Annotated in this window: 20 protein-coding genes; 10 read left to right on the forward strand and 10 right to left on the reverse strand. The window is 71.0% G+C overall.

The window, feature by feature from the left end; translation table 11 throughout:
* The first annotated feature begins 97 nt into the window (after positions 1–97).
* Together ACW9TB_RS09265 and ACW9TB_RS09270 are read left to right on the forward strand one after the other, a co-directional pair.
* Entirely contained in the window at positions 98–3,067 is a 2,970-nt protein-coding gene (locus tag ACW9TB_RS09265; protein ID WP_472747514.1) for an AfsR/SARP family transcriptional regulator, read from the forward strand.
* 237 nt (positions 3,068–3,304) lie between these two features.
* The gene (locus ACW9TB_RS09270) at positions 3,305–5,527 is read left to right on the forward strand and encodes a xanthine dehydrogenase family protein molybdopterin-binding subunit (protein WP_472747515.1); all 2,223 of its coding nucleotides are present in this window, start codon (positions 3,305–3,307) and stop codon (positions 5,525–5,527) included.
* Between the two features lie 65 nt (positions 5,528–5,592).
* On the opposite strand, the gene ACW9TB_RS09275 is transcribed toward ACW9TB_RS09270, so the two are convergent.
* Positions 5,593–6,798 carry an excalibur calcium-binding domain-containing protein gene (locus ACW9TB_RS09275; protein WP_472747516.1) on the reverse strand — a complete coding sequence of 402 codons (1,206 nt, stop codon included), beginning with the start codon at positions 6,796–6,798 and terminating at the stop codon, positions 5,593–5,595.
* A gap of 841 nt (positions 6,799–7,639) precedes the next feature.
* On the opposite strand from ACW9TB_RS09275, the gene ald reads away from it, so the two are divergent.
* Positions 7,640–8,758, forward strand: coding sequence for an alanine dehydrogenase (gene ald, locus ACW9TB_RS09280; RefSeq protein WP_472747517.1), 1,119 nt, complete (start codon positions 7,640–7,642; stop codon positions 8,756–8,758).
* 46 nt (positions 8,759–8,804) lie between these two features.
* Here the strand turns inward: ald and ACW9TB_RS09285 are convergent, their stop codons facing one another.
* Entirely contained in the window at positions 8,805–9,545 is a 741-nt protein-coding gene (locus tag ACW9TB_RS09285; protein ID WP_472747518.1) for a DUF3105 domain-containing protein, read from the reverse strand.
* Positions 9,546–9,667: 122 nt separating this feature from the next.
* Between ACW9TB_RS09285 and ACW9TB_RS09290 the strand changes: the two genes are divergently transcribed.
* Both ACW9TB_RS09290 and ACW9TB_RS09295 read left to right on the forward strand, forming a co-directional pair.
* Positions 9,668–10,321, forward strand: coding sequence for a DUF305 domain-containing protein (locus ACW9TB_RS09290; protein WP_472747519.1), 654 nt, complete (start codon positions 9,668–9,670; stop codon positions 10,319–10,321).
* Positions 10,322–10,395: 74 nt separating this feature from the next.
* Entirely contained in the window at positions 10,396–10,695 is a 300-nt protein-coding gene (locus ACW9TB_RS09295; RefSeq protein ID WP_329092600.1) for a DUF3467 domain-containing protein, read from the forward strand.
* A gap of 225 nt (positions 10,696–10,920) precedes the next feature.
* On the opposite strand, the gene ACW9TB_RS09300 is transcribed toward ACW9TB_RS09295, so the two are convergent.
* The 5 genes from ACW9TB_RS09300 to ACW9TB_RS09320 form a co-directional block, all read right to left on the reverse strand.
* A complete protein-coding gene (locus tag ACW9TB_RS09300; RefSeq protein WP_472747520.1) occupies positions 10,921–11,985 on the reverse strand; it encodes a threonine aldolase family protein in 1,065 nt (354 codons plus the stop codon).
* Positions 11,982–12,638: an SDR family NAD(P)-dependent oxidoreductase gene (locus tag ACW9TB_RS09305; RefSeq protein ID WP_472747521.1), complete on the reverse strand. Its 657-nt coding sequence runs from the start codon at positions 12,636–12,638 to the stop codon at positions 11,982–11,984. Before ACW9TB_RS09305 ends, ACW9TB_RS09300 begins: the two co-directional genes overlap by 4 nt.
* Positions 12,635–14,722: a DUF6421 family protein gene (locus ACW9TB_RS09310; RefSeq protein WP_472747522.1), complete on the reverse strand. Its 2,088-nt coding sequence runs from the start codon at positions 14,720–14,722 to the stop codon at positions 12,635–12,637. The genes ACW9TB_RS09305 and ACW9TB_RS09310 overlap by 4 nt, the downstream gene beginning before the upstream one ends.
* Positions 14,723–14,855: 133 nt before the next feature.
* A complete protein-coding gene (locus ACW9TB_RS09315) occupies positions 14,856–15,455 on the reverse strand; it encodes a tetratricopeptide repeat protein (RefSeq protein WP_472747523.1) in 600 nt (199 codons plus the stop codon).
* Complete coding sequence (locus ACW9TB_RS09320; protein ID WP_472747524.1) at positions 15,452–16,633, reverse strand: CHAT domain-containing protein; 1,182 nt, start codon at positions 16,631–16,633, stop codon at positions 15,452–15,454. The genes ACW9TB_RS09315 and ACW9TB_RS09320 overlap by 4 nt, the downstream gene beginning before the upstream one ends.
* A 240-nt stretch (positions 16,634–16,873) precedes the next feature.
* On the opposite strand from ACW9TB_RS09320, the gene ACW9TB_RS09325 reads away from it, so the two are divergent.
* Together ACW9TB_RS09325 and ACW9TB_RS09330 are read left to right on the forward strand one after the other, a co-directional pair.
* Complete coding sequence (locus ACW9TB_RS09325; RefSeq protein ID WP_472747525.1) at positions 16,874–17,302, forward strand: toll/interleukin-1 receptor domain-containing protein; 429 nt, start codon at positions 16,874–16,876, stop codon at positions 17,300–17,302.
* Complete coding sequence (locus tag ACW9TB_RS09330) at positions 17,299–17,469, forward strand: hypothetical protein (RefSeq protein WP_472747526.1); 171 nt, start codon at positions 17,299–17,301, stop codon at positions 17,467–17,469. Before ACW9TB_RS09325 ends, ACW9TB_RS09330 begins: the two co-directional genes overlap by 4 nt.
* 120 nt (positions 17,470–17,589) lie before the next feature.
* Here ACW9TB_RS09330 and ACW9TB_RS09335 read toward each other — a convergent pair whose 3' ends face one another.
* A complete protein-coding gene (locus tag ACW9TB_RS09335) occupies positions 17,590–18,240 on the reverse strand; it encodes a carbonic anhydrase family protein (protein WP_472747527.1) in 651 nt (216 codons plus the stop codon).
* A gap of 537 nt (positions 18,241–18,777) precedes the next feature.
* Between ACW9TB_RS09335 and ACW9TB_RS09340 the strand changes: the two genes are divergently transcribed.
* Complete coding sequence (locus ACW9TB_RS09340; protein ID WP_472747528.1) at positions 18,778–19,404, forward strand: hypothetical protein; 627 nt, start codon at positions 18,778–18,780, stop codon at positions 19,402–19,404.
* Positions 19,405–19,460: 56 nt separating this feature from the next.
* On the opposite strand, the gene ACW9TB_RS09345 is transcribed toward ACW9TB_RS09340, so the two are convergent.
* Positions 19,461–20,264, reverse strand: a complete 804-nt coding sequence (locus tag ACW9TB_RS09345; protein ID WP_472747529.1) for an SDR family NAD(P)-dependent oxidoreductase — start codon at positions 20,262–20,264, stop codon at positions 19,461–19,463.
* Between the two features lie 56 nt (positions 20,265–20,320).
* On the opposite strand from ACW9TB_RS09345, the gene ACW9TB_RS09350 reads away from it, so the two are divergent.
* Both ACW9TB_RS09350 and ACW9TB_RS09355 read left to right on the forward strand, forming a co-directional pair.
* Entirely contained in the window at positions 20,321–20,923 is a 603-nt protein-coding gene (locus tag ACW9TB_RS09350) for a TetR/AcrR family transcriptional regulator (protein ID WP_472747530.1), read from the forward strand.
* 157 nt (positions 20,924–21,080) lie between these two features.
* Entirely contained in the window at positions 21,081–21,785 is a 705-nt protein-coding gene (locus tag ACW9TB_RS09355; RefSeq protein ID WP_472747531.1) for a hypothetical protein, read from the forward strand.
* On the opposite strand, the gene ACW9TB_RS09360 is transcribed toward ACW9TB_RS09355, so the two are convergent.
* On the reverse strand, positions 21,725–22,387 hold the full coding sequence (locus ACW9TB_RS09360) for a response regulator (protein WP_386268462.1): 663 nt from the start codon (positions 22,385–22,387) through the stop codon (positions 21,725–21,727). The two genes, ACW9TB_RS09355 and ACW9TB_RS09360, sit on opposite strands and share 61 nt — an antisense overlap.
* Positions 22,388–22,425: the final 38 nt, after the last annotated feature.

Raw genomic sequence — 22,425 nt, forward strand, 5'->3', positions numbered from 1 at the left:
ATTCGTCAACAATCCCGCGTCACGAAATCGTTGGATCTCGTCAGATAGTGTCTTCTCCACGACTTCGCTACGCCATGCCCGACCGCGTGGAGGTCCGATGGACGAGACGCACGCCACCACCCCCATGGGGGAAGACCTCCCGGCGGGGAAACTCGGCATTGACATTCTGGGATCCGTGACCGGCCGGAGGGGTCCGCAGCGGCTCGACCTGGGAGAGCCCAGGCAGCAGGCCGTCCTCTGCCTCCTGGCGCTCAACGCCGGGCAGGTGGTCACCAAGGACAGGCTCATCGACGGGGTGTGGGGAGAGAGCCCGCCGAAGACGGCCGGGCAGAGCGTCTACACGTACGTGTCCAAGCTGAGAAGGACCCTGGACCCCGGCCGGGATCCCCGGCGCCCTTCGAGGGTGCTGGTCTCCGTCTCCGGCGGATATTCGCTGCGCCTCGCGCCGGAGCAGGTGGACGCCCTGGTGTTCGAACACTCTCTTGACCAGGCGCGGAAAGCGCACGCGGAGCACGCGTACGAGACCTCCATGCACTGCCTGGACAGGGCCGTGGAGCTGTGGCGGGGCACCTGCCTGAGCGGGATTCCCGGCCCGTTCGCCGAGGTCGAGCGGCACAGGCTGGGCGAGCTGCGCCTGACCGCGCTGGAACTGCACACGGACCTGCTGCTCCTGCTCGGGCGTCCCCAGGAGGCCGCCGCCCGGCTGGTCCTCCTGACGTCCGAGCACCCGCTGCGCGAGCGGCTCCGCGAGCTGTACATGATCGCGCTCTACCGCTGCGGCCGGCAGGTGGAGGCCCTGAAGGTCTACCAGGAGACCCGGCGCCTGCTCAGGGAGGAGTTCGGCATCCAGCCGCACGAGAGCCTCCGCAGGTGCCACGAGCTGATCCTGCGCGCCGACCCCGTGCTGGGCCCGCCCCCTGAGCCCCGCCCGTCCCCGGAGAGGCCCGAAAGGCCGGAGAGGCCGGAGAGGTCCCCGGACTCGCGGCGCCGTACGGCCGCGAGGACGAAGGTGGCCCACCAGCTGCCACGCGACCCCGTCGACTTCGTCGGACGCGCCGAGGAGCTCGTACGGCTGAGGACGCTGCTCTCCCCCGGGGACGGCGCCCCGCCCCACCACGTCGTCGCGATCACCGGAGCGCCCGGATCCGGCAAGTCGACCCTGGCGGTCCGGGCCGCGCACCTGGTCCGCGACCGCTTCCCCGACGGGCAGCTGTACGTGAACCTGCGCGGGGCGACCCCGGGCATGAAGCGGCTCCAGCCGATCGAGGTGCTCGGCAGGTTCCTGCGTGACCTCGGCACGTCCCCGCACGCCGTCCCGACCGACGTCGACGAGGCCGCGGCCCTGTGGCGCGGCCGGCTCGACGGCCGCGAGATCCTCGTCGTACTGGACGACGCCGCCGACCTGGCCCAGATCCGCCCGCTGCTGTCGGTGCCGATGGGCAACGCGATCCTGACGACCAGCCGGGAGAGCTTCACCCTGCTCGACGACTGCGCCCGCGTACCGATCTCCGGGATGCGGCGGACCGAGTCCTCCGCGATGCTCACGAGGCTGATCGGGGCGGAGCGGGTCGCCGAGGACACCCAGGCGACGATGCGCCTGATCGACCTCTGCGGGGACCTGCCGCTGGCCGTCGGCATCGCGGGGGCCCGGCTGGCGAACCGGCCGCGCTGGACCGTGACCGACCTGGTGAACCGGCTGGACGACGAGCGCGGGCGGCTGCGGGAGCTGTCGGCGGGTGATCTCGCGGTGAGATCCAGCCTGGCGGTCAGCTACGAGATGCTCGCCGGCAGCGAGCACCGCCTCGACCGGACGGCCGCCCGCGCGCTGCGCGCACTCGGCGTGCTCCAGACGGCCGACGTGACGGCGCACGTCGTCGGCGCCCTGCTGGACGTCCCGGTGGACACCGCCGAGCACGCCATGGAACGGCTGGTCGACGCGCATCTCGCGGAGATGGACGAGCCGGGAAGATACCGGCTGCACGACCTGGTGCGGTTGTTCGCCAAGGAGCAGGTCGCCCTGGAGGAGACGGAGGGCGACCGCGACGCCGCGCTGGACCGGGCGCTGAGCCTCTACCTCGGGACCACCCTCCTGGCCGTGAAGCTGGGCGGTTACCCCCGAACCGTGCCGACGGACCTGGAGCTGGGCGCGGGCCTCCTGCAGTTCGGCTCCGGCCCGCAGGCCCGCGACTGGCTCAACCGGGAGCAGGCCAACCTCGTGTCCGCCGCCGCCCAGGCGATGAGCGCCTCCGGGGAGCGGATCGCGCGCCTTGGGGCCGCCCTCGCCTTCGCGCTCTTCTGGCACCTCCAGCACGCGGGCCTGCCCGCCCAGCTCCAGGCGCTCAACCTGCAGGCGCTGTCGGTCGGGCGGCGGCTGCGGGACCACCGCATCGAGGCGAACGCGCACAACCACCTCGGCAGCGCCCTGAACATGATCGGCCGCCCCGAGGAGGCCCAGAACCACATCCGGCGGCAGCTGGTCCTTTCCCGGCGCCTGTCCGACCTGCACGGCGAGCAGAAGGCACTGGGAAGTCTCGCCATGAACTACCTCGAACTGGGCCGCTACGAGAAGGCCCTCAGCTGTGGCGAGGCGCAGCGGAAGGTCACGATGCAGGTCGGTCACGTGTCCGGCGAGCACTTCGCCCTCACCGTGATCGGCTCGGCCTACCACGGCATGCGCCGTACCGGCCAGGCGCTGGCGGTGCTGGAGGAGGCCCTGTCCAAGTGCCGCAGGGACGGCAACAGGTACCAGGAGACGTCCGTGCACGAGAAGCTCGGCTGCGTCCATCTCGACCGGGGGGATCCCGAGTCGGCCAGGAGCTCGTTCGAGAACGGTCTCGGCTGCGCGCGGGCCGTGAAACTCAAGGTCGCCGAACCGTACCTGCTGCTCGGCCTGGCCCGTTCCTCGCGCCTCCTCGGCGAGACGGACCGGGCCGCGGCCTACCTGGCGCTCTCCCTGTCCGCCGCCCGCGCGGTGGGGAACCCGATGGTGGAGAAGCTGACGGAGGAGGAGGCGACGATCCTGACCGCGTCCGCGAAACCGGTCACGGCCGGACGGGCGGCCCCGTAAGCGACCCCCGTAGCGACCGGGTGGTCCCGCCCCGAGGCGACGGGCGCCGCCGGGGGACGCGGGGCCGGACGTTGGCGTGTCGGCGTGTCGGCGTGTTGGCGTGTTGGCGTGTCGGCGTGTCGGCGTGTCGGCGTGTCGGCGTGTCGGCGTGTCGGCGCAACAGTTGCCGATCGGCCCGCCCGGTGTTTCGTCGTCTCCGCCATGTCCGGTCCCGGGCCCGGCTGATGTACTGCTGGGATGAGCGGCATCGAAACGCGGCAGCGCCGGGGCGTCGGCGAGAGCGTCCTGCGTCCCGACGGGACGGCGAAGGTGACGGGCGAGTTCGCCTACTCCTCCGACCTGTACCTGGCGGACATGATCTGGGGGGTCACCCTTCGCAGCCCGCACCCGTCGGCGTGGATCCGCTCGATCGACATCGGTCCCGCGCTGGCCATGCCGGGCGTGTACGCGGTGCTCACCCACGAGGACGTGCCGGGCGTGAAGTTCTACGGCCTGGACCACAGGGACCAGCCGGTGCTCGCCGTCGACCAGGTCCGCTACCAGGGCGAGCCGGTCGCGCTGGTCGCCGCCGACCATCCCGAGCGCGCCAGGCGGGCGGCCGGGGCCATCGTCGTGGAGTACGAGGTCCGCGAAGCCGTCACCGACCCGCGCCGGGCCGCCTTCGACGCCTCCTGCCCCGCGGTGCACGAGCGCGGCAACGTACTGCGCCACCAGCCGGTCCGGGTCGGCTCCACGTTCGAGGCCCCCGTGGTCGTCACCGGTGAGTACGAGGTCGGCATGCAGGACCAGGCCTTCCTCGGCCCCGAGTCCGGGCTGGCCGTACCGGCCGAGGACGGCGGGGTGGACCTGTACATCGCCACGCAGTGGCTGCACGCCGACCGGGGGCAGATCGCGCCGTGCCTGGGGCTGCCCGAGGAGAAGGTACGGCTCTCGCTGGCCGGGGTGGGCGGGGCGTTCGGTGCCCGCGAGGACCTGTCCATGCAGGTCCACGCGTGCATGCTGGCCCTGCGCACGGGCCGCCCCGTGAAGATCGTCTACAACCGCGAGGAGTCCTTCTACGGCCACGTCCACCGCCACCCGGCCCGGATGCGCTACGAGCACGGCGCCACCCGCGACGGCAGGCTGCTCTACGTCAGGGCGGAGATCCTCCTGGACGGCGGCGCCTACTGCTCCACCTCCCCCGCCGTGGTCGGCAACGCGGCCTCCCTGGGGGTGGGCCCGTACGAGGTGGACAACGTGTGGATCGACGCCTACGGCGTCTACACCAACAACCCGCCGTGCGGCGCGATGCGCGGCTTCGGCGCGGTGCAGGCCTGCTACGCGTACGAGTCGCAGATGGACAGGCTCGCCGAGGCGTGCGGGATCTCCCCGGTCGAGGTCAGGATCCGCAACGCGGTCTCCCAGGGGTCGGTGCTGGCCACCGGGCAGGTGATCGACTCGCCCGCGCCGCTGGCCGAGATGCTCAGGGAACTCGCCGCAATGCCGCTGCCCGCCGCGACGGACACCACGGACGCCCCCGACCTGCGGGACATGCCGGGCGGCGTCTCGCAGACCACCCGCGGCGAGGGGGTACGGCGCGGTGTCGGATACGGCGTGGGCATCAAGAACATCTGTTTCTCCGAGGGCTTCGACGACCACTCGACCGCCAGGGTGAGGGTGGAGCTGATCGGCGGCGAGCCGCACGTCCTGGTGCACACGGCGGCGGCCGAGGTGGGACAGGGCCTGCTGATGGTCAAGGAGCAGATCGCCAGGACCGAGCTGGGGATCGACGCGGTGACGGTCGCGCGGGCGGACACGTCGGTCGGCTCCGCCGGGTCCTCGTCGGCCTCGCGCCAGTCGTACGTCACCGGCGGGGCGGTCAGGGCGGCCTGCGAGGCCGTACGGGAGCGGCTGGACGCGCTGAGGGCCGACGGGTCGTCGCTGGTGGCCGCGCTGGAACGGGCCGGGGCGGTGGAGGAGACCAGGGAGTACCGGCACCGGCCCACCTTCCCCCTGGACCCGGTCACCGGGCAGGGCGACTCGCACACCCAGCTCGCCCTGTGCGTCCACCGGGCCGTGGTGGACGTGGACGTGGAGCTGGGCCTGGTCAAGGTGGTGGAGCTGGCCGCCGTCCAGGACGTGGGCAAGATCATGAACCCGCTGGCGCTGGAGGGGCAGATCCACGGCGGCTCGGCCCAGGGGCTGGGGCTGGCGCTCATGGAGGAGATCCAGGTGCGTGACGGGCTGGTGCTCAACCCGTCGTTCACCGACTACCTGATCCCCACCATCCTCGACATGCCGCCCATGCAGCTGTCGATCATGGAGAATCCCGACCCGAACGCCCCCTACGGCCTGCGCGGCGCGGGCGAGCCGCCCACGCTCTCCTCCACCCCCGCGGTGGCCGCCGCCGTACGGGACGCCACCGGCCTGCGGCTGCCCCGGGTGCCCATCCGCCCCCACGACATCGCCCTGGAGGGGTGACCCCCTCCTCTCGCCCTCAGCGGAGGGGGCCGCGTCAGCCGGGGGGCGGCCGGGAGTCGGCCTGGTTATCCGGCGTCGCCCAGCTCGCAGGCGACGCCGTCCTTGTCCCCGTCGATGTACCACTGGTACTCCTCGTGGGTGCCCCGGGTGTAGGGGCCGTATCCGTTCTCCCTCGCGGCCTTGCAGGTGGGGAACCTGCGGTCGGTGCCCTCGCCGGTGGTGTTCGCCTGGCGGTTCGGGTCGGCCCCGGTCCCCGCGGTGTTCGTGACGACCGGGTTGCCGGTGGTGGCCGGAGGGGTCACCGGCTGGCTCGCCGGAGGGGTCACGGGCTGGTTGTTCGCCGGAGGGGTCGTCGGCTGGGTGGCCGGAGGGGTCGCGCCCGGGTCTGCCGGAGGGGTGAAGACCGACGCGCTCGGCTGCGTGCCGTCCGTCGGCTGCGGGACGACGGCGCCGCCGGAGCCGAGCAGCTTGACGACCATCGCGTCCGCCTGGTCCTTGGTGAAGGAACCGGCGATGCTCAGGCTGTCGTCGGTGATCGCCTGGGCGACCCTGGGGGCCGCCACCACCTTCTGTCCCACGACGATCGCGATCTGCTGTCTGACCGGGTCGTCCTCGTTGACCGCGTCCGCGGTCAGGTCGTTGATCTGCTCGCGGAAGGCGGGCGCGAACGCGATCCTGACCGAGTAGGCGCCGCTCTTCTCCTGGACCGCCTCGATCTTCCGTACGGCGTTCACGTTGACCCCGGCGGCGACCGAGTAGCAGTTCTGCCCGAGGTCGTCGGGGTAGGTCTCAGGGACCGTGCAGGCTCCGGGCTTCGCCTCGGTCACCGGGGCGAAGTGGATGGGAATCGCCAGCCGCCTGGGGGGCGTGGCCCCGAGCGGCATGTCGGGGTTGCGGGTCATGAGTACCGCGATGGTGCCGAGCACGCCAGTGATCAGCACGACGACGACCAGCGTGGTCACCAGGATCGCGGTGGTGACGCGGCTCGCCCTGGGCGTCCCGTCCGGCGACCCTCCGGCCCGCCTCCTGCCGGCCTTGGGCTTGCCGCTCCCCGGCTTGGTCCCGGGCGCGCCCTCCCCCGGCTCGGCGGGGCTCCCGCCGGGGGGCTCCTGTCCCCCGGCGGGGGGCGGGACGTCGAGCCCCTCGGGAACGGCCGGGCCGCCGGGTCCCCCGGGAATTGGGCCCCCGAAATCCGGGCGGGTCGGCCCCGGGTCGCCGAACCTCGTACCGCCGGGGCCCAGGTCGTCGGAGCCGGGATCACCGGGCCGCACACCACCAGCACCAAAGGCATTGAAATCTGAACGCTTATTGCCAAAGGCATCGAAGTCAGAACCACCGGGAGCCCGGCCGGGGCCGCCAAAGGCATCGAAACCCGGACCGCCGGGACCGGGATTGGGGCTGGAACCGAGGTCGGAACCGGCACCGGAGCCGGGGCCTGGGCCACCGAAACCCCGGTCACCACGGCCGGGACCGCCGAAAGCGTCAAAGCCGGAACCACCGGAACCAGGGCCGGAACCACCGAACGCGTCAAACCCGGAACCACCCGGACCAGGACCACCGAAAGCGTCGAAACCGGGACCAGGGCCGGGACCACCGAAGGCGTCGAAACCGGAACCGCCGGGGCCGTCGAAATCCCGGCCGCCGCGACCGGGTTCGCCGAGATCGGCAGGACCACCAGAACCGCTCAAACCACCCGAACCACCGGGAGAGTCGTCGTCCGGCGTTCCGGGACCGCGGGCGTGGCGTCCGGGCGAGGCGCCTGAGCGCCCCGGCGCGGTGAAGGCGTCATAGGAGCCGGACGAGGACCGCGACGCGTCAGAGGGGTCGTCAGGTCCGGCTGGAGGTCCCTGCGGTACGGGCGGCCCACCCTGCCCCGCGTGCATCCCCATCGTCATATCCCCGTATTCCTCGCAGCTGTTCGCGGCGAGCCTACCGATCGGCGCGGGGAGCCGGTAACCCCGCACGTCACGACGGCTCCCGGAGGGCCGAACGTAGGCGTCCGCTGACGGAATGTCATCAACTCCGACCCCATTCCTGCCGCCTTGTGCGTGATGACGCTCTTTCGGGGAACGCACAGTGAAGAAGAGGACACGCGCCCACCCTGGAGGAGCCGTGAAAATCTCCGTTCCCCGCGAGGTCAAGAACCACGAATATCGTGTGGCGCTGACACCCGCCGGGGCTCACGAGTTCGTCCGGAACGGCCACGAGGTCTTCGTCGAGAAAGACGCCGGGGCGGGGTCTTCCATTCCCGACGCCGACTTCCAGGGCGTCGGCGCGACCATCGTGGACTCGGCCGACGACGCGTGGGGCGCGGGCGAGCTGGTCCTGAAGGTCAAGGAGCCGGTCCCCGAGGAGTACCACCGGATGCGCAAGGGCCAGGTGCTCTTCACCTACCTGCATCTGGCCGCCTCCCAGGCGTGCACCCGGGCCATGCTGGAGGCCGGGGTCACCGGCATCGCCTACGAGACCGTGCAGAACCCGAGCGGCTTCCTGCCGTTGCTGGCCCCCATGTCGGAGGTGGCCGGGCGGCTCGCCCCCCAGGTGGGGGCGTACCACCTGATGCGTCCGGGGGGCGGGCGCGGCGTGCTGATGGGCGGGGTGTCGGGGGTGCACCCGGCCAACGTGGTCGTGATCGGCGCCGGGGTCTCCGGCATGAACGCCGCGGTCATCGCGCTCGGCATGCAGGCTGAGGTGCTGCTGCTGGACCGCAACATCGACAGGCTCCGCCAGGCGGACATGATCTACAAGGGCCACTGCAAGACCATCGCCTCCTCCACGTACGAGATCGAGCGGGCGGTGCTGAACGCGGACCTGGTCATCGGCGCGGTGCTGATACCGGGCGCGCGGGCGCCCAAGCTGATCGACAACGGGCTGGTCTCGCGGATGAAGCCGGGGTCGGTCCTGGTGGACATCTCCATCGACCAGGGCGGCTGCTTCGAGGACTCCCGGCCCACCACGCACGCCGACCCGACGTACCGGGTCCACGACTCGGTGTTCTACTGCGTGGCCAACATGCCGGGCGCGGTCCCGCACACCTCGACGTACGCGCTGACCAACGTGACCGTCCCCTACGCGCTCGCGATCGCCCACCTGGGCTGGCGGGAGGCCCTGCGGAGCGACCCGGCGCTGGCCCTGGGCCTGAACACGCACGAGGGGCACCTGACCAACCAGCCCGTGGCCGAGGCTCACGGGCTGGAGGCGGTGCCCCTGGAACGTATCCTGCGGGTCTAGCGGCCGGGACGCCTCGTCAGGACGGCGTCACCGGCACCGGCCCCGGTCAGGGCGCCGGGGTGCCACTGGGAGCCGGGGCGTCGGTGGCCGGGGCGTCAGTGGCGGGAGCGTCGGTGGCCGGAGTGCCGCTGGGGGCGGTCGACGGGTTCTGGCTGGGCGCGGTCGCCGGGATGGGCGCCTCGGCGGTGGTGGTGCCCACGCCTCCGCTGCAGGGCGCGCCGAGCTCGGGGGTACCCGGGCCGTTCTTGTACTTGGTGATGAACCTGGCCAGGCGCCCGTCGGTCGCGCTGTCCAGCTTGAGCTGGTTGTTCCAGGAGCTGGCCACGACCTTGGAGGGCAGACCCGGGTACGGGCTCAGGAGCATGTAGTCCTTGGTGGCCAGTTCCCTCAGCTTGTCCACCTCCGCCTTGGGGAGGTCCGGCTGGTAGGTGATCCACACGGCGCCGTGCTCCATGGCGTGGACGGCGTTCTCGTTGTTGATCGGCTGGTCGTAGATGCCGCAGTTCTGCCAGGCCGGGTTGTGCTCACCGCCCATCGGCGGTGTCTCCTTGTACGTCACCTTGGTCTGCGTGTGCTGGCTACCGGTGTACTTCGCGGTGGCGACGCTGTCCAGCGAGGTCGCGGCCCGCTCGGTGACCAGGTAGTAGGCGACGACCGCGACCAGCAGAACGACGACGGCACCTCCGGCACCCCACATCAGGAACGCGGCCCTGCGCTCCTTGCTCTTCTGCTCCTCACGCATACGGGTGAGGTGCTCACGCCTCGCCTGCGCCTTTTCCTTGGTCATCAACCCTCCAGCCGGCAAACAACTTCGGGTCACCCTATGCCCTACCGGCGTATGTGGAGAATAAGGGGATGACAACGCGTGATACAGCGACGATTCCCGACAGTGGGTACTCTGGGGTGGTAATGGAAACCCCGGTTAAAGATGGCGCGAAGTCCAGACGTGGCGTGGTGGTCGGCGTGCTGCTCGGCTGCCTGGTCACGGCGGTCGTGTTGCTGCTGGTGACGGGGAGGACGGCCACTCCGACGGACGCCTCGGCGGAGGCGGGTTTCGCCCGCGACATGTCCGTTCACCACGCGCAGGCCGTCGAGATGGCCTTCATCGCCAGGGACGGTAGCCAGGACGACGCGCTCCGGCGGCTGGCCTACGACATCATCGTCACGCAGACGGCCCAGCGCGGCATGTTCACGGGCTGGCTCCAGCAGTGGGGCCTCAACCAGTCGAGCGAGCGCCCCTCCATGGCGTGGATGGCCGGTCACGGCGGCGGTCACGCTGTAACGCCGGGCGCACCCGCCACGATGCCCGGTATGGCAAGTGAGGACGAGCTCAAAAAGCTCCGCGAGGCCACAGGAAAGGACCAGGAGATCCTCTTCCTCCAGCTCATGATCCGCCATCACGAGGGCGGCGTGCAGATGGGCAGGGGTCTGCTGAAACTGTCCGACCGTGAAGAGGTGGCCACCATGGCACAGCACATCGTCGACGGTCAGACGGGCGAGATCGAGTTGATGACCGAGATGTTGCGGCAGCGTGGCGCCCAGCGGCTGCCTTCCATCCTTTAATAGCGTCGGCGCGTCCCTGTGTGGCCGGTTCCCGGCCAGGGCAGCATGGAGCCAACCTGGCCGGAGGAAAGAGAATGGTGAACGACGAGCCGGAGAACCGCCTGGAGGTGAGCATCTCCGCCGAGGTGGAAATGGGGCAGTACGCCAACTTCGCCTCTGTGTGGCACACCCAGGATGGGTTCGTCCTGGACTTCGCGGTGATCACCAGACCGCCCCAGCTGGCCAACGACCCCTCCTCGGGGCAGCACTTCGTGAGCGTGCCGACCCGGATCGTCAGCCGGATCCGCATCCCCCCGAGCCAGGTCTTCGAGCTGATGAAGGCCCTCGAACAGCAGCTGACCGCGTACGAGCACGAGACGGGTCACAAGAACTGAGGCCGGGTCCCGGCGCCGGGCCATCGGTGTTCCGGGCCCGGCCGTACTCGCTCACACCGATGAGCGCGACCCCCGCGCACGGCGAAGGCGTCCACGCCGGGGGCCGTACTCGCTCACGAAGGCACCCACGCCCGGCCATCGATGTCCAGGCCCGGACGTGCTCGCTCACACCGGTGAGCGCGACCCCCGCGCACGGCGAGGGCGTCCAGGCCCGGACGTACTCGTTCACACCGGTGAGTGCGTCTCCTGTGCCACGGCGGCGGCGAAGGCGTCCACGTCGGCCTCGGTGGTGTCGAACGCGGTCATCCAGCGGACCTCCCCGGTGGCCTCGTTCCAGGTGTAGAACCGGAAGCGCTTCTGCAGGCGCTCGGTCACGTCCCGGGGCAGGATCGCGAAGACCGCGTTGGCCTGCACCGGGCGCGGGATCTCCACCCCGGGCACGTCCCGTACGGCGTCGGCGAGCCGCAGGGCCATGGCGTTGGCGTGGCGGGCGTTGCGCAGCCACAGGTCGCCCGCGAGCAGCGCCTCGAACTGCACCGAGACGAACCGCATCTTGGAGGCGAGCTGCATGGCGCTCTTGCGCAGGTAGCGCAGGCCGCGCACGGCGCCGGGATTGAGCACCACGACGGCCTCGCCGAACATCAGACCGGCCTTGGTGCCGCCGAAGGACAGCACGTCCACGCCCACGTCGGTGGTGAACGCGCGCAGCGGCACGTCCAGCGCGGCGGCGGCGTTGGTCGCGCGGGCGCCGTCGAGATGGACGACCATGCCGAGATCGTGGGCGTGCTCGCAGATCGCCCCGATCTCCTCCGGCGTGTAGAGCGTGCCCAGCTCGGTGGTCTGCGTGATCGACACCACCTTGGGCTGTGCCCGGTGCTCGTCGCCGAAGCCCCACGCCTGCCTGTCGACCAGTTCGGGCGTGAGCTTGCCGTCCGGGGTGGCGACCGGCAGCAGCTTGAGTCCCGCCGACCGCTCGGGGGCGCCGCCCTCGTCGGTGTGGATGTGCGCCGACTCCGCGCAGACCACCGCCTCCCAGTGGGCGGTCATCGAGCGGAGCGCGACCACGTTGGCCCCGGTGCCGTTGAACATCGGCCACGCCTCCGCGGCGGGGCCGAAGTGCTTCCTGAAGACCTCCTGGAGCGCGGCGGTGTAGACGTCGTCGCCGTACGAGGTCTGGTGGCCCCCGTTGGCGAGCGCGATCGCCTGGAGGATCTCCGGGTGGACCCCGGCGTAGTTGTCGCTGGCGAAACCCTTCACCAGCGGGTCGTGCCTGCGGATGGCGTCCGTCACGCGCTGTCCCCCTTTGTGGCGGTGAGGTCGATCCGGGTGCCGTTGGCGTCGGTCTTCCACAGGCCGTCGATCGCCTCGGCGAGGTCGTCGACGTCAGTGAAGCCGGGGAACGTCCGCTCGGGGCTCGCCGCGCGCATGCCCTCGTGCACGAGCGCCTTGACGACCAGGATGTTCGCGGTGGAGGCGGTGCCCTCCAGGGCGTCGGCGAAGGCCAGGGTCCACGCCTCGGAGGCGGCCTTGGCCGTGCCGTACGCCGCGTTGCCCTGGGTGGGGCGCTCGGCCGCCTTCGCCGAGACGATGGCGAACCGGCCGCGCTCACTCGCCCTGAGCAGCGGCTCGAAGGCGAGCGTGACGTGCTGGAGGGTACGGATCAGCAGGTCGTGCAGGAGGGCCCAGTCGTCCAGCGACGTCTCGGCGAAGGTCTTGGACCCGCGCCAGCCGCCGACCAGGTGCACGATCCCGTCCACCCTGCCGTGCTCGGCCCGTACGTCCGCCGCGAGCCTCGCGACGGCGTCGGTGTCGAGCAGGTCGACCGGCAGGGACCCCTCGGCGCCGCTCTTGTCGACGCCGATCACCGTGTGGCCCTGGCCGGTGAGTTTGCGGACGACGGCCCGGCCCGCGGGACCGCCGGCACCGGTGACGAGGATGATCATGCTCGGATGCCCTTCGTGGAGTCGACGACATCGCCGAGCTTACGGCGCAGGGCCTCGTAGAACATGCTCAGGGGGAACTCGTCGGGCAGCACCGCGTCCACCACGGCCCTGGGGAACCCCTCGACGGGCAGGGCTCCGACCCCGCGTGCCCAGACCGAGGCGGGGTTCGGCTCGACGTAGGCGGCGACCAGCTGGTGGGCGGCGATCCAGTGGGCGAGCTTGGAGCGGTCGATGCCGTCCCGGTAGAGCTTCTCGATCTCGCCCCGCAGGTCCGCGACGCCCCCGGCGAGCCGCTCCCAGTCGACGCTCAGCCGGTTGTCGGTCCACCGGACGACGTCGTTGCGGTGCAGGTACGAGAAGAGCAGCTGCCCGCCCAGGCCGTCGTAGTTGCGGACCCGGTCACCGGTGATCGGGAAGCGGAACAGCCGGTCGAACAGGATCGCCAGCTGGACGTAGCGGGCGTGCGGCACGCCCTCGCGCTCCAGCTTCACGGCCTCGCCGAACGCGGTCAGGTCGCAGCGGAGCTCCTCCAGGGAGTAGAGCCAGTACGGCATGCGCTGCTTGATCATGAACGGGTCGAACGGCAGGTCGCCGTGGCTGTGGGTGCGGTCGTGGATCAGGTCCCAGAGCACGAAGGTGTCCTGGGCCAGCTCCTGCGAGGCGACCAGCCTGGCCGCGTCCGGCGGCAGCGCCAGCTTCAGCGTGGTCGCGGCGGCCCCGCTCACCGCGCGGAACCTGGCGGCCTCCCGGTCGGCGAAGATCCCGCCCCAGGTGAAGCGGGCCGGGGTCTCGCGGACCGCGACGGTCTCGGGGAAGAGCACCGCGGAGTTGGTGTCGTAGCCGGAGGTGAAGTCCTCGAAGGCGATCGGCACGAACATCGGGTTGTCGTAGCGGGTCCGCTCCAGCTCGGCCAGCCAGTCAGGCCAGATCGTGCGGATCCACACGGCCTCGATGTGGCGGAAGGTGGTGCCGTTCTGGGTGTACATCGGGAAGACGACCAGGTGCTCCAGGCCGTCCACCCGCTGGGTGTCGGGGTGGAAGGCGTCGAGCGCGTCGAGGAAGTCGGGGACGCCCAGCCCCTGGTCGGCCCACTTGCGGAGGTCGGCGACGACGGCGGCCAGGTAGGCGGCGTCGTGCGGGAAGCGCGGCGCGAGCCGTTCGACGTGCCCGGCGATCTCGGAGACCAGCCCGGCGGCCCGCTCCCGGTCGTTCTCCTCCGGGATCGAGCCGTCCTTGGCCTGCAGCGGCCTGAGCGCCTCGACGGCGTCCTTGAGCCCCTGGAACTCGGCGCGGGCCCCGGACTCCCCGGTGATCCCGGCGGCCGGGGCCGGGACGCGGGCGGCCCAGGTGACGAGGTTGCCCCAGAGCGTGGCGTGGTCGTAGTCGCCGATCGAGTCGTCACCGAACAGGTCGGAGTCGGCGATCACCACGACGCGGCCCTCGCCGTACCGCAGGGCCACCGCCAGCGGGCGGTTCGCGGGGGTCGCGGTGGGCGAGGTGCCGAACAGGACGGTCGCGTGGCCGGGGGCGGTGAGCACGCCCGACCGGTAGAAGCAGGCGCGGCGGGCCCCGGCGAGCAGGTCCTGGCCGCTCTCCTCCCGGGAGTTCCTGGGGGTGCCCAGGACCCAGGAGGCCACGCCGTTGTGGGCGTTCCCGGGGTCCCGGACGAGGGTGTGCTCGACGCCCACGCCGAAGCGCGCGAGCAGCTCGGTGAGGTTGCTGCCGTACTTCTCCTGCTCGTACTCGGCCAGCACGACCAGCCCGCCGCCGTTTCCGACGTACTCCTCGATCGCGTCGAGCTCCTCGACGGGGAGGACCGGGCTGCCCAGCCCGGTGGTGTGCTCCCAGCGGTCGCCGGAGGGGTGCGCGATCACCAGCACGTCACGCGCGCTCAGCAGCCCCGGGGTGAGCGGGCCCTCGACGTGCGCCTCCACCGAGTGCCCCAACCGGCGCAGCAGCCCGGCCGCGCGGGCGTAGCTGCTGTCGTCGGGGTGCCCGGGATTCATCGTCTCGGCCACATCCCGCCGGATGGTCCACGACTCGCTGTGTGCCTCGTCGAACAGTACGCGCGGGAACGCCGTCACGATAAATCCTCCTTCGGGTGAGATTGATTAACGGAAAATATACACAACCCATGCCCGTTTTGACGCATCTCTTACGTGTCGAGGATGTTAAAGATTGGGGCCCCACGGGAGGGGGCGGGCCGCGGGGAGGGGGTCAGGCGTCGGGCTGGCCGAGCCAGCCGATGACGGTCTCGACGTCCTCGACGCTCAGGTGTTCGGCGAGAAGGCGCCGGAACTCGGTCTCCCCGAGGGCTTCGCGCTGCCGCCCGAGCCAGAACAGGTTGATCCTGATCTCGGGTTTCTGGAGTTCGGCGCGGATGAGCAGACCGCGCACGGTGAAGGCCACGGCCTCGGCGGCTCTGCCCGTCCCGGTGTACAGCGCACCGATCTGTCCGTAGCCGCTGGCCATGCCCGCGCGGTCGCCGAGCTCCTCGCTGATGGTGAGGGATCGGCGGTAGTGCTCCAGCGCCCGCTCATACTCCCCGCGCTCCTGGGCGATTCTGCCGAGCTGGTAGTAGCCGCTGGCCATGTTCACCTGGTTGCCGAGTTCTTCGTTGATGGTGAGGGCCTGGTGGTAGTACTCCAGCGCCCGCTCATACTCGCCCCGCTCCTGGGCGATCATCCCGAGCTGGTGCAGGTAGGTGGCCTGTTCCTGACTACCGGCCGCGACCCACGACAACGACTCGCGACACAGCCGCTCCTCCCAACCCCACGCCCCCCAGGTGTGCAACCGCTCGCATACCCAGTCCGTCACTGCTGTGGATCACCCGCGGCATGCCAGTGGAAGCGCGCCTCCAGCATGTCCGCCAGGTCCTGCCACGCACTCTGCGGCCGGATCCGCACCCGCCAATGCCAGAACCTGGCCGCCGCCGCGTGCGCCCGCCCCACCCCGGCCACCGACGCCACCCCCAACCCGGCCAACGTGCCCGCCGTCCACCGATGCACCACGAACAACCGCTCCCCACCGGAGCCACCCGACCCCTCACCCGGCGCCAGCAATCCCAACGTACGGCGGCCGACGAAGTCCCCGACGGCCCTGACGACCACGCCGGGATCCAGGGAGACGGCCCTCGGCGGTCTCAGGGTCGCGTCCACGCCGTCGTTCACGTCGTAGAGCGGCAGGGACGGGCCGCGCAGGAACAGTGCCGGGGTGGCCCATTCGACCAGGCCCGCGTCCCGGTCGTCGGCCTTCCCGCGCTTCTCCTCCAGGTCCCGGCGGGCCTCGGACAGCGCGGTCAGCACGTCGGGCTGGGGTCGTACGGCCAGCTCGCGGTAGAGGGCGCCGCTGAGCAGGGTCGCGTACCGGTCGGTCACCGGCGCGGTCATCGCCAGCACGGCCGGGACCCCGGCCGCCGACAGCCCGCGCGCCAGCCCGGTGAGCACCGCCTCGGCGTCGTCCGTACGGGAAAGCGGGCGGTGGGCGTCGAGGGCGGTGGAGCAGCCGGAGAGTACGACCGGCGGGACCCCGCGATTCCGGGGGATGGCCCCGGCCAGCCGGGCGGCCGTCACCCGGTCGACCCCGCCGCGCTCGTCCTCCAGCAGCAGCGCGTCCGGTCCCGCGTGGCAGGAGACGTGCAGGACGTGGAAGCGCTCCTCCTTGAGCGCCCGCTCGATCGCGTCGAGGGTGCCCTCGTTGAGGATCCGCACGTGCGCCCCCGTGTGCCGCCGCGCCTCCTCGACCGAGTCGAGAATGACCCGCAGCTCCCCCTCCAGGTCGCCCTCGATCGCCCGGCTGTGGACGAAGACGCAGTTCTTCGAGGCCCGGATCAGGTCCTCGATCCTGCGCACGACGATGTCGCCGGGCAGGTAGTCCTCCAGCGCCGCCCGGAACCCGTCCTCCGACAGCCGCGCCAGAACCTGCCTCGCCCATTCCAGGTCGGCCTGGGCGTGCACGATGAAGACGTCGTACGTCTCCACCGCCGGTTCGCTCACGTGACCCCCACGCGTGTTCTCTCGTTTACGGATAGTTGACCATTTACCGCCACTTCCGGCCGTGGAAACGCTTCGCGCCCTAACCTGATCACATGGATATCGCGGAGCTGGCGGTCGCCGTTGTCGGTACCGTGGCGGGCATCGCGGGCGCCTACTTCGCCTGGATTTCCACGGGAAAGAAAGCTTCAGGAAAGCGCGCCTCCCGCACTCCTGTTTCCCCGGCGCCCTCTCCCGGAAGCGGTGGCACGACGACCTACGACGTGTTCGTCTCCTATTCGCACGACGACTTCGCACGACGACGCCGACATCGTCACCGACCTAGCCGGACGGCTGGAGCGGCGCGGCATCCGGGTGGCCTACGACAGGGTGGTCGTCCGGCCGGGTTCGATCATCTTCCACGACGTGGAGGAGGCGATCAGGAAGTCGGCGCACGGGCTGCTCGTCTTCAGTCCCGCGTCGATGGCGAGCGGCCCGGTGACGAACGAGTACTACGTGCTGCTCCAGCGGTCCATGTACGACGGGCAGTTGCTCATCCCGGTCCTCGTGGAGGACGTGGAGCTGCCGGAGTTCATCAAGATCCGCTTCTACAGCGACCTGCGCGGCGTCTCCGACCCGGTCTTCGACCGGCGGGTGGACGAGATCGCGGAAGCCATCCGGAGAGCGTCGTGAGCGACGCGTACATCTCCTGCCACGCCGAGCCCGGGGTGCTGCTGCTGGAGGACGCGGCCGGACGCGCACGCTTCGTCCGGGACGGGCTTCCCGCGGATCGCGGGGTGCCGCCGCGCGGGGCCGGTGAGTTCGTCGGCCGCCGTCGGCCCGACCGGTCCGGCGAATAACCCCTCACCCTCTCGTACGCGCCCCGCCAAGCTCGTGAAACGACCGCGCCGGCCGAGGCGTGCCTCGGCCGGCGTGGTCGTCACGATCACCGAACCGGGCGGACCCGGAACGGCAGGGTGTTAGTGGTACGAGTAGAAGTTGGGCTCCGTGGCGTTCTCCTGGAGCTCCCGGTGGTTGCCCTCCGGGCCCCACAGCGACCGGTACGACTGGATGTTGTTCTGGTGCGCCTTCGCGTGCTGGTTGAAGACGACCCAGTTGACCGGCTGGAAGTAGGTGCCGGTCTCGTCCGGCGTCGTGAGGGAGCCGGTGTAGCGGTAGGTGGCGCGGTTGTCGGGCAGCATGGCCTTGAGGTCGACGCCGTGGACGCTCTTGGACTCGCCGAGCGCGGGGGGCGACTTGATCAGGCGGTCGTGCTGGGACTGACCCTGGAAGGCCTTCGCGTCGACGAGGACCGAGAAGACCACGTAGCCCTTGGGCCCGGTCGCCCGCTCGTGGACGAAGTGCGCCTCAAGCGGAGCGAAGGGCTGACCGGCGAACTTGTGCTCGGCGTGCCCGTGGAAGTGCACGTTGTTCAGGTTGTACCGCTGGCCACCGTAGGTGATGTACGGCTGGGTGCCGCCGGTGCCGATGATGAACCTGACGTCGTCGTGCTCGCTCGCCTCGTCCAGCGGGGCCTTGTCCTGGAAGAGGAGCGTCCCGTCGACACTGTTCGGGTAGTGGATGGCGAGCGCGGCCCCGGTACCCGGGCACGCCGCCGAACGGTCGATCACGACAGGGGTCTGGACCGCGCTGTCCGTGCCGGTGCCGTGGCACGGCTTGACCTGAGCCTGTACGGGAGATGAAAGCGAAATGAATGGGAGGGAAAAAACGGCAGCCACCGCGATGGGGGCAAGACGGAACCGCACCTGTCGGCCTTTCGTACGAGGGGATGCCGCATATACCACCTACGGAGCGCCAAGTGGGGCGATGTCCGCATTAAAGGCGACATAAGGGCATTGGCGACCCTAGTCGAAGAAGGTGAATTTGCACCCTGTTTTTCCGCGTCCAAAACGACCATAAGTAAACAGCCGATTACTCGGGATCAAGACATCTGCCCGCGAGCCCCGGAACGACGGCCCATCCGGCGGGCACGCGCCCCCGCGACCCCGTTCCCGCCGGACCTCACGGCCGCCGGACACTCCGGCACCCCCGCACTCCCACGGGTCCGCCGGAAGACACCCGTCTCACAGAACGTGTCGAACCAACCACAAAGGGTACGAAGAGGACGAAAGTCACAAAGTTACTGTGAACGTCCTTCAGGGGGGAAGATGCCTGTACGGAGTGCCCGATCCGTTGCCGCCCCGGCAGCGGTACTGCTGGCCGTGACACTGCTCGGCGGCTGCGGCGGCGACAGGTCGACCGCCATGAAGCCCGAAGCCGCCGTGGCCACGACGTCCGCGGCCGTTCCGCCCGCGGGCGCCCCGCCCGCCGCGGACCTCCCGGCGCTGGCGGGTGAGGACCTGGAGTACACCGCGGAGGAGTGCCCGGTCGGCGCCAACACCAAGAGGTTCGCCAAGACCCGCTTCGCACTGCACGCGGGTCTCGCACTGGGGGCTTTCTACCGCTACATCTACAAACCGCTGCGGAGCGGTGGCTTCAAGGCCGGAGCGGAGAAGCGGAAGCGGACCTTCGCGAAGGCCGCCGCGGCCGGTCTTTTCACCGTTCACGAGCTGAGGGTCGCCAGGCGCTTCGCCCTGGCCAATCCGAGCCTGTGCAAGGGCGTCAAAACGGTCACCGACAGCTTCAGCAACCTGACCAGCAAGCTGAAGAGCGGCACCGCCACCCAGGCCGATCTCGACGCCAGCAAGAATTCCTTCGACAGCCTGCGGCAGAACGCCCTGAAGAACGGCTACGACTTCAAGGAGAAGACCGCCATCGTCCCCGGCGCGGGCTGAGCGCGCGTCCGGCCGGCAGGTCCCGGGACGCGGGGCCTGCCCCGGCGCGTCGCCGGTCATCCGGACAGCGGTGACACCATCTCGCGGACGGTCCTCTCGAACCTCAGCGCCTCGTCGCGGTCGACGGTGAGCGCGATGGGCCTGCCCCCGCGGTAGGCGGTGAGCGGTCCGGCCGGGGGCCGGTCGACGAGCGCGGCGATCGGCGGCACGGCCTTCGCCACCGGCTGGGCGAACAGCGCGGACATCACCCGTACGAGACCACGCATCGGCTGCCGGAAGGGTTCGAACAGCCCGGTCGCCACGAAGAGCGGGTTGTAGAGCACGTAACGCGTCCGCCCGGCGGCGTGGACCGAGGCCAGCAGCTCCCTGGCCCTGGCGCCCCGCATCGTCGCGGTGAAGGCCCGGTAGCCCCTGGTCAGCTGCGGGTCGTCCCAGCGGATCCCTCCCGCGCGGACGCTCCCGACGCCGCACAGGTCGACGATCACGGGTGCCGGTGCCCGCTCCAGGGAGTCGCGCAGCCCCTCGGTCATCAGCCAGCGGCTGATCACGTAGAGGGCGAAGGTGTGCTCGAACCCCTCCTCGGTCTCGACTCTCGCCAGGTTGTACCTGAAGGCGCCGAGCACCAGCGCGTCGATCACCGGGTGCTCGTCGCGGAGCCGCCCGACCAGGTCGCGGGTCTGGCGGACGGAGCTGAGGTCGGCCCGGACGAAGCGCGCCCCGGGCACGTCCCGGCGCAGGCTCCGGCCCCCCGCCTCGCCGCTGCCCACGGCGACGACCAGGTCGCCCCGTTCCGCGTAATGCCGGGCGAGAGCCTTGCCGATGCCGCTCGTACCGCCGGTGATCACTATGGTCCGCCGCATAAGGTGAGGGCCTCCTCAAGTTGAGATCGGCCTCAACTTACGCGAGGATTCCCGGTATGCGCAAGGACGCCCTCCACAACCGCGAGCGCCTCCTCCTGGCGGCCAGGCGGCTCTTCGCCGACCGGGGCCTCGACGTGCCGCTCGAAGAGATCGCCCGTACCGCGGGAGTGAGCATCGGGACGCTGTACAACCGTTTCCCCACCCGCGCCGAGCTGGTGGCGGCGGTGTTCGAGGACCGGGTGGCGACGGTCGAGGACCTGGCCGCGCGCGCGCTCGCGACGGACGACGCCTGGGAGGGGTTCGTCACGTTCATCACCGGCGTGTGCGAGCTGCAGGCCACCGACCTCGGCTACAACGACCTCGCCGTACGCGGCGCCACGCCCGACACCGGCACGGGGTACGCGCTGATGCGGCGGATCGTCGAGCGCGCCCAGGAGTCGGGCGCCCTGCGGGAGGACGTCGCGCTCGACGACATGGCGTTCGTGATCTGGGGGGTCGCGGCGACCGTACGCGCGACGTTCCGCGTCGCCCCCGGCGTCTGGCGGCGGCACCTCGCCCTCACCCTCGACGGCCTGCGCGCCGAGGCGGCCCGTCCCCTTCCCGTCCCGCCCATGTCACCGTCCCAGACACGTGCCGCGCTGGGCGAGTGCCCGGGGTGAGCCCCGGCGCCGCGCAGAACGCGGCGGTTACCCCGCGCGGGGGACGGCGGGTCACCCCGGGGGTGGACGACCCGGGGCGGATCGGCGGCTTACCTTCCTGGCGACAGTCCCGCTCGGGCGCACGGGCGTGCGGGCGCACAGGTAAGGAAACCCCCACATGGTCAAGGACTCCGCCGACTTCCGGCGCGTCACCTCCGGAGCGTTACTGATCGTCGCCCCGCTGCTCCAGCTCGCCGCCGTCGTCGTCGATCCCGGCACCTGGGGCGACGAGCGCGAGGCGGTCAGCTACGGCGTCAACCCCGCGCTGACCCAGGTGCAGTCGGTGCTGTACCACTGGTCCTACCTGCTGGCGGCCCTGTCGGTCTTCGGCCTGCTGCACGTGATGCGCCGCCGCGCCGTGGTCTTCGGGCACCTCGCGGGCCCCCTGACCGTCCTCGGCTACGTCAACACGTCGGCCCTGCTGATGATCGACCCGGTGGAGTGGTGGCTCGGGCGGCACCACACCCTCGCGGAGAGCGAGAGGATCCTCGGCGAGATGCTGGACCTGCCCGGCGTCGTCCTCGGCTTCCAGATGCCGTGGGTGTTCTTCGCGATCTTCGGCCTGCCGGTCCTGCTGGTCGGCGTCTGGCGGGCCGGGTTCACGCACTGGGCGGTGCCACTCGTCGCGGTGCTCTCCTCCGTCGGCTCGATGGTGACCGAGTACGGGCCCGTGACGGTGCCGTTCTGGGCGGCGACGGCGGGCGCGATCGGCTGGGTCGGGGTGAGGATGCTCCGGATGAGCCGCGAGGAGTGGGTCGCGTACTACCCGACGGCCGCCCCCGGCCGGACCACGCCCGACTCGTACGCGAACACCACCGCCTGAGCCCGGTCGCGCAGGTGAAGCTTCATCAGCACCCGCGCCACGTGGGTCTTGACCGTGGCCTCCCCGACGAAGAGCTTCCCCGCGATCTCGGCGTTGGTGAGGCCGCGCGCCAGGGAGCGCAGCACCTCCAGCTCGCGCGGGGTGAGGTCGGCCAGCTGCGGCGGGGGCGCGGGGTCGTGGCGTCCGGCGAAGGAGGCGATGACGCGGGTGGTGACGGCCGGGTCGAGCAGGGCGTCCCCGGCGACGACGACGCGGATGGCCTCCACGAGCTGCTCGGGCGGCGAGACCTTGAGCAGGAACCCGCTGGTCCCGGCGCGGAGCGCGGCGTAGAGGTTCTCGTCGGTGTCGAAGGTCGTCAGCATCACGACCTTCGGCGGGTCCGGCTGGCCCAGCAGCTGCCTGGCGGCGGTGAGGCCGTCCATCCTCGGCATCGAGATGTCCATCAGCACGATGTCGGGCCTGGTACGGCGGGCCACGGCGAGGGCCTCGATCCCGTCGGGGGCCTCACCGACCACCTCCAGTCCCGGCTCGCTCTCCACGACGAGCTTCAGCCCGGCACGGACCATCGCCTGGTCGTCGGCGATCACGACGCGGATGTTCACTTCTCCTCCTTGGCAGGCGGCCGGGCACCTCGTTCCGG

The organism is Streptosporangium sp. H13245, from assembly GCF_055690525.1.

What these genes read in the sequence shown, in the direction of transcription:
- ACW9TB_RS09265 (WP_472747514.1), top strand. Translation starts at nt 98, where the DNA reads ATGGACGAGACGCACGCCACCACCCCCATGGGGGAAGACCTCCCGGCG.
- ACW9TB_RS09270 (WP_472747515.1), top strand. Translation starts at nt 3,305, where the DNA reads ATGAGCGGCATCGAAACGCGGCAGCGCCGGGGCGTCGGCGAGAGCGTC.
- ACW9TB_RS09285 (WP_472747518.1), bottom strand. Translation starts at nt 9,545, where the DNA reads ATGACCAAGGAAAAGGCGCAGGCGAGGCGTGAGCACCTCACCCGTATG.
- ACW9TB_RS09290 (WP_472747519.1), top strand. Translation starts at nt 9,668, where the DNA reads ATGGAAACCCCGGTTAAAGATGGCGCGAAGTCCAGACGTGGCGTGGTG.
- ACW9TB_RS09295 (WP_329092600.1), top strand. Translation starts at nt 10,396, where the DNA reads ATGGTGAACGACGAGCCGGAGAACCGCCTGGAGGTGAGCATCTCCGCC.
- ACW9TB_RS09305 (WP_472747521.1), bottom strand. Translation starts at nt 12,638, where the DNA reads ATGATCATCCTCGTCACCGGTGCCGGCGGTCCCGCGGGCCGGGCCGTC.
- ACW9TB_RS09340 (WP_472747528.1), top strand. Translation starts at nt 18,778, where the DNA reads ATGCCTGTACGGAGTGCCCGATCCGTTGCCGCCCCGGCAGCGGTACTG.
- ACW9TB_RS09345 (WP_472747529.1), bottom strand. Translation starts at nt 20,264, where the DNA reads ATGCGGCGGACCATAGTGATCACCGGCGGTACGAGCGGCATCGGCAAG.
- ACW9TB_RS09350 (WP_472747530.1), top strand. Translation starts at nt 20,321, where the DNA reads ATGCGCAAGGACGCCCTCCACAACCGCGAGCGCCTCCTCCTGGCGGCC.
- ACW9TB_RS09355 (WP_472747531.1), top strand. Translation starts at nt 21,081, where the DNA reads ATGGTCAAGGACTCCGCCGACTTCCGGCGCGTCACCTCCGGAGCGTTA.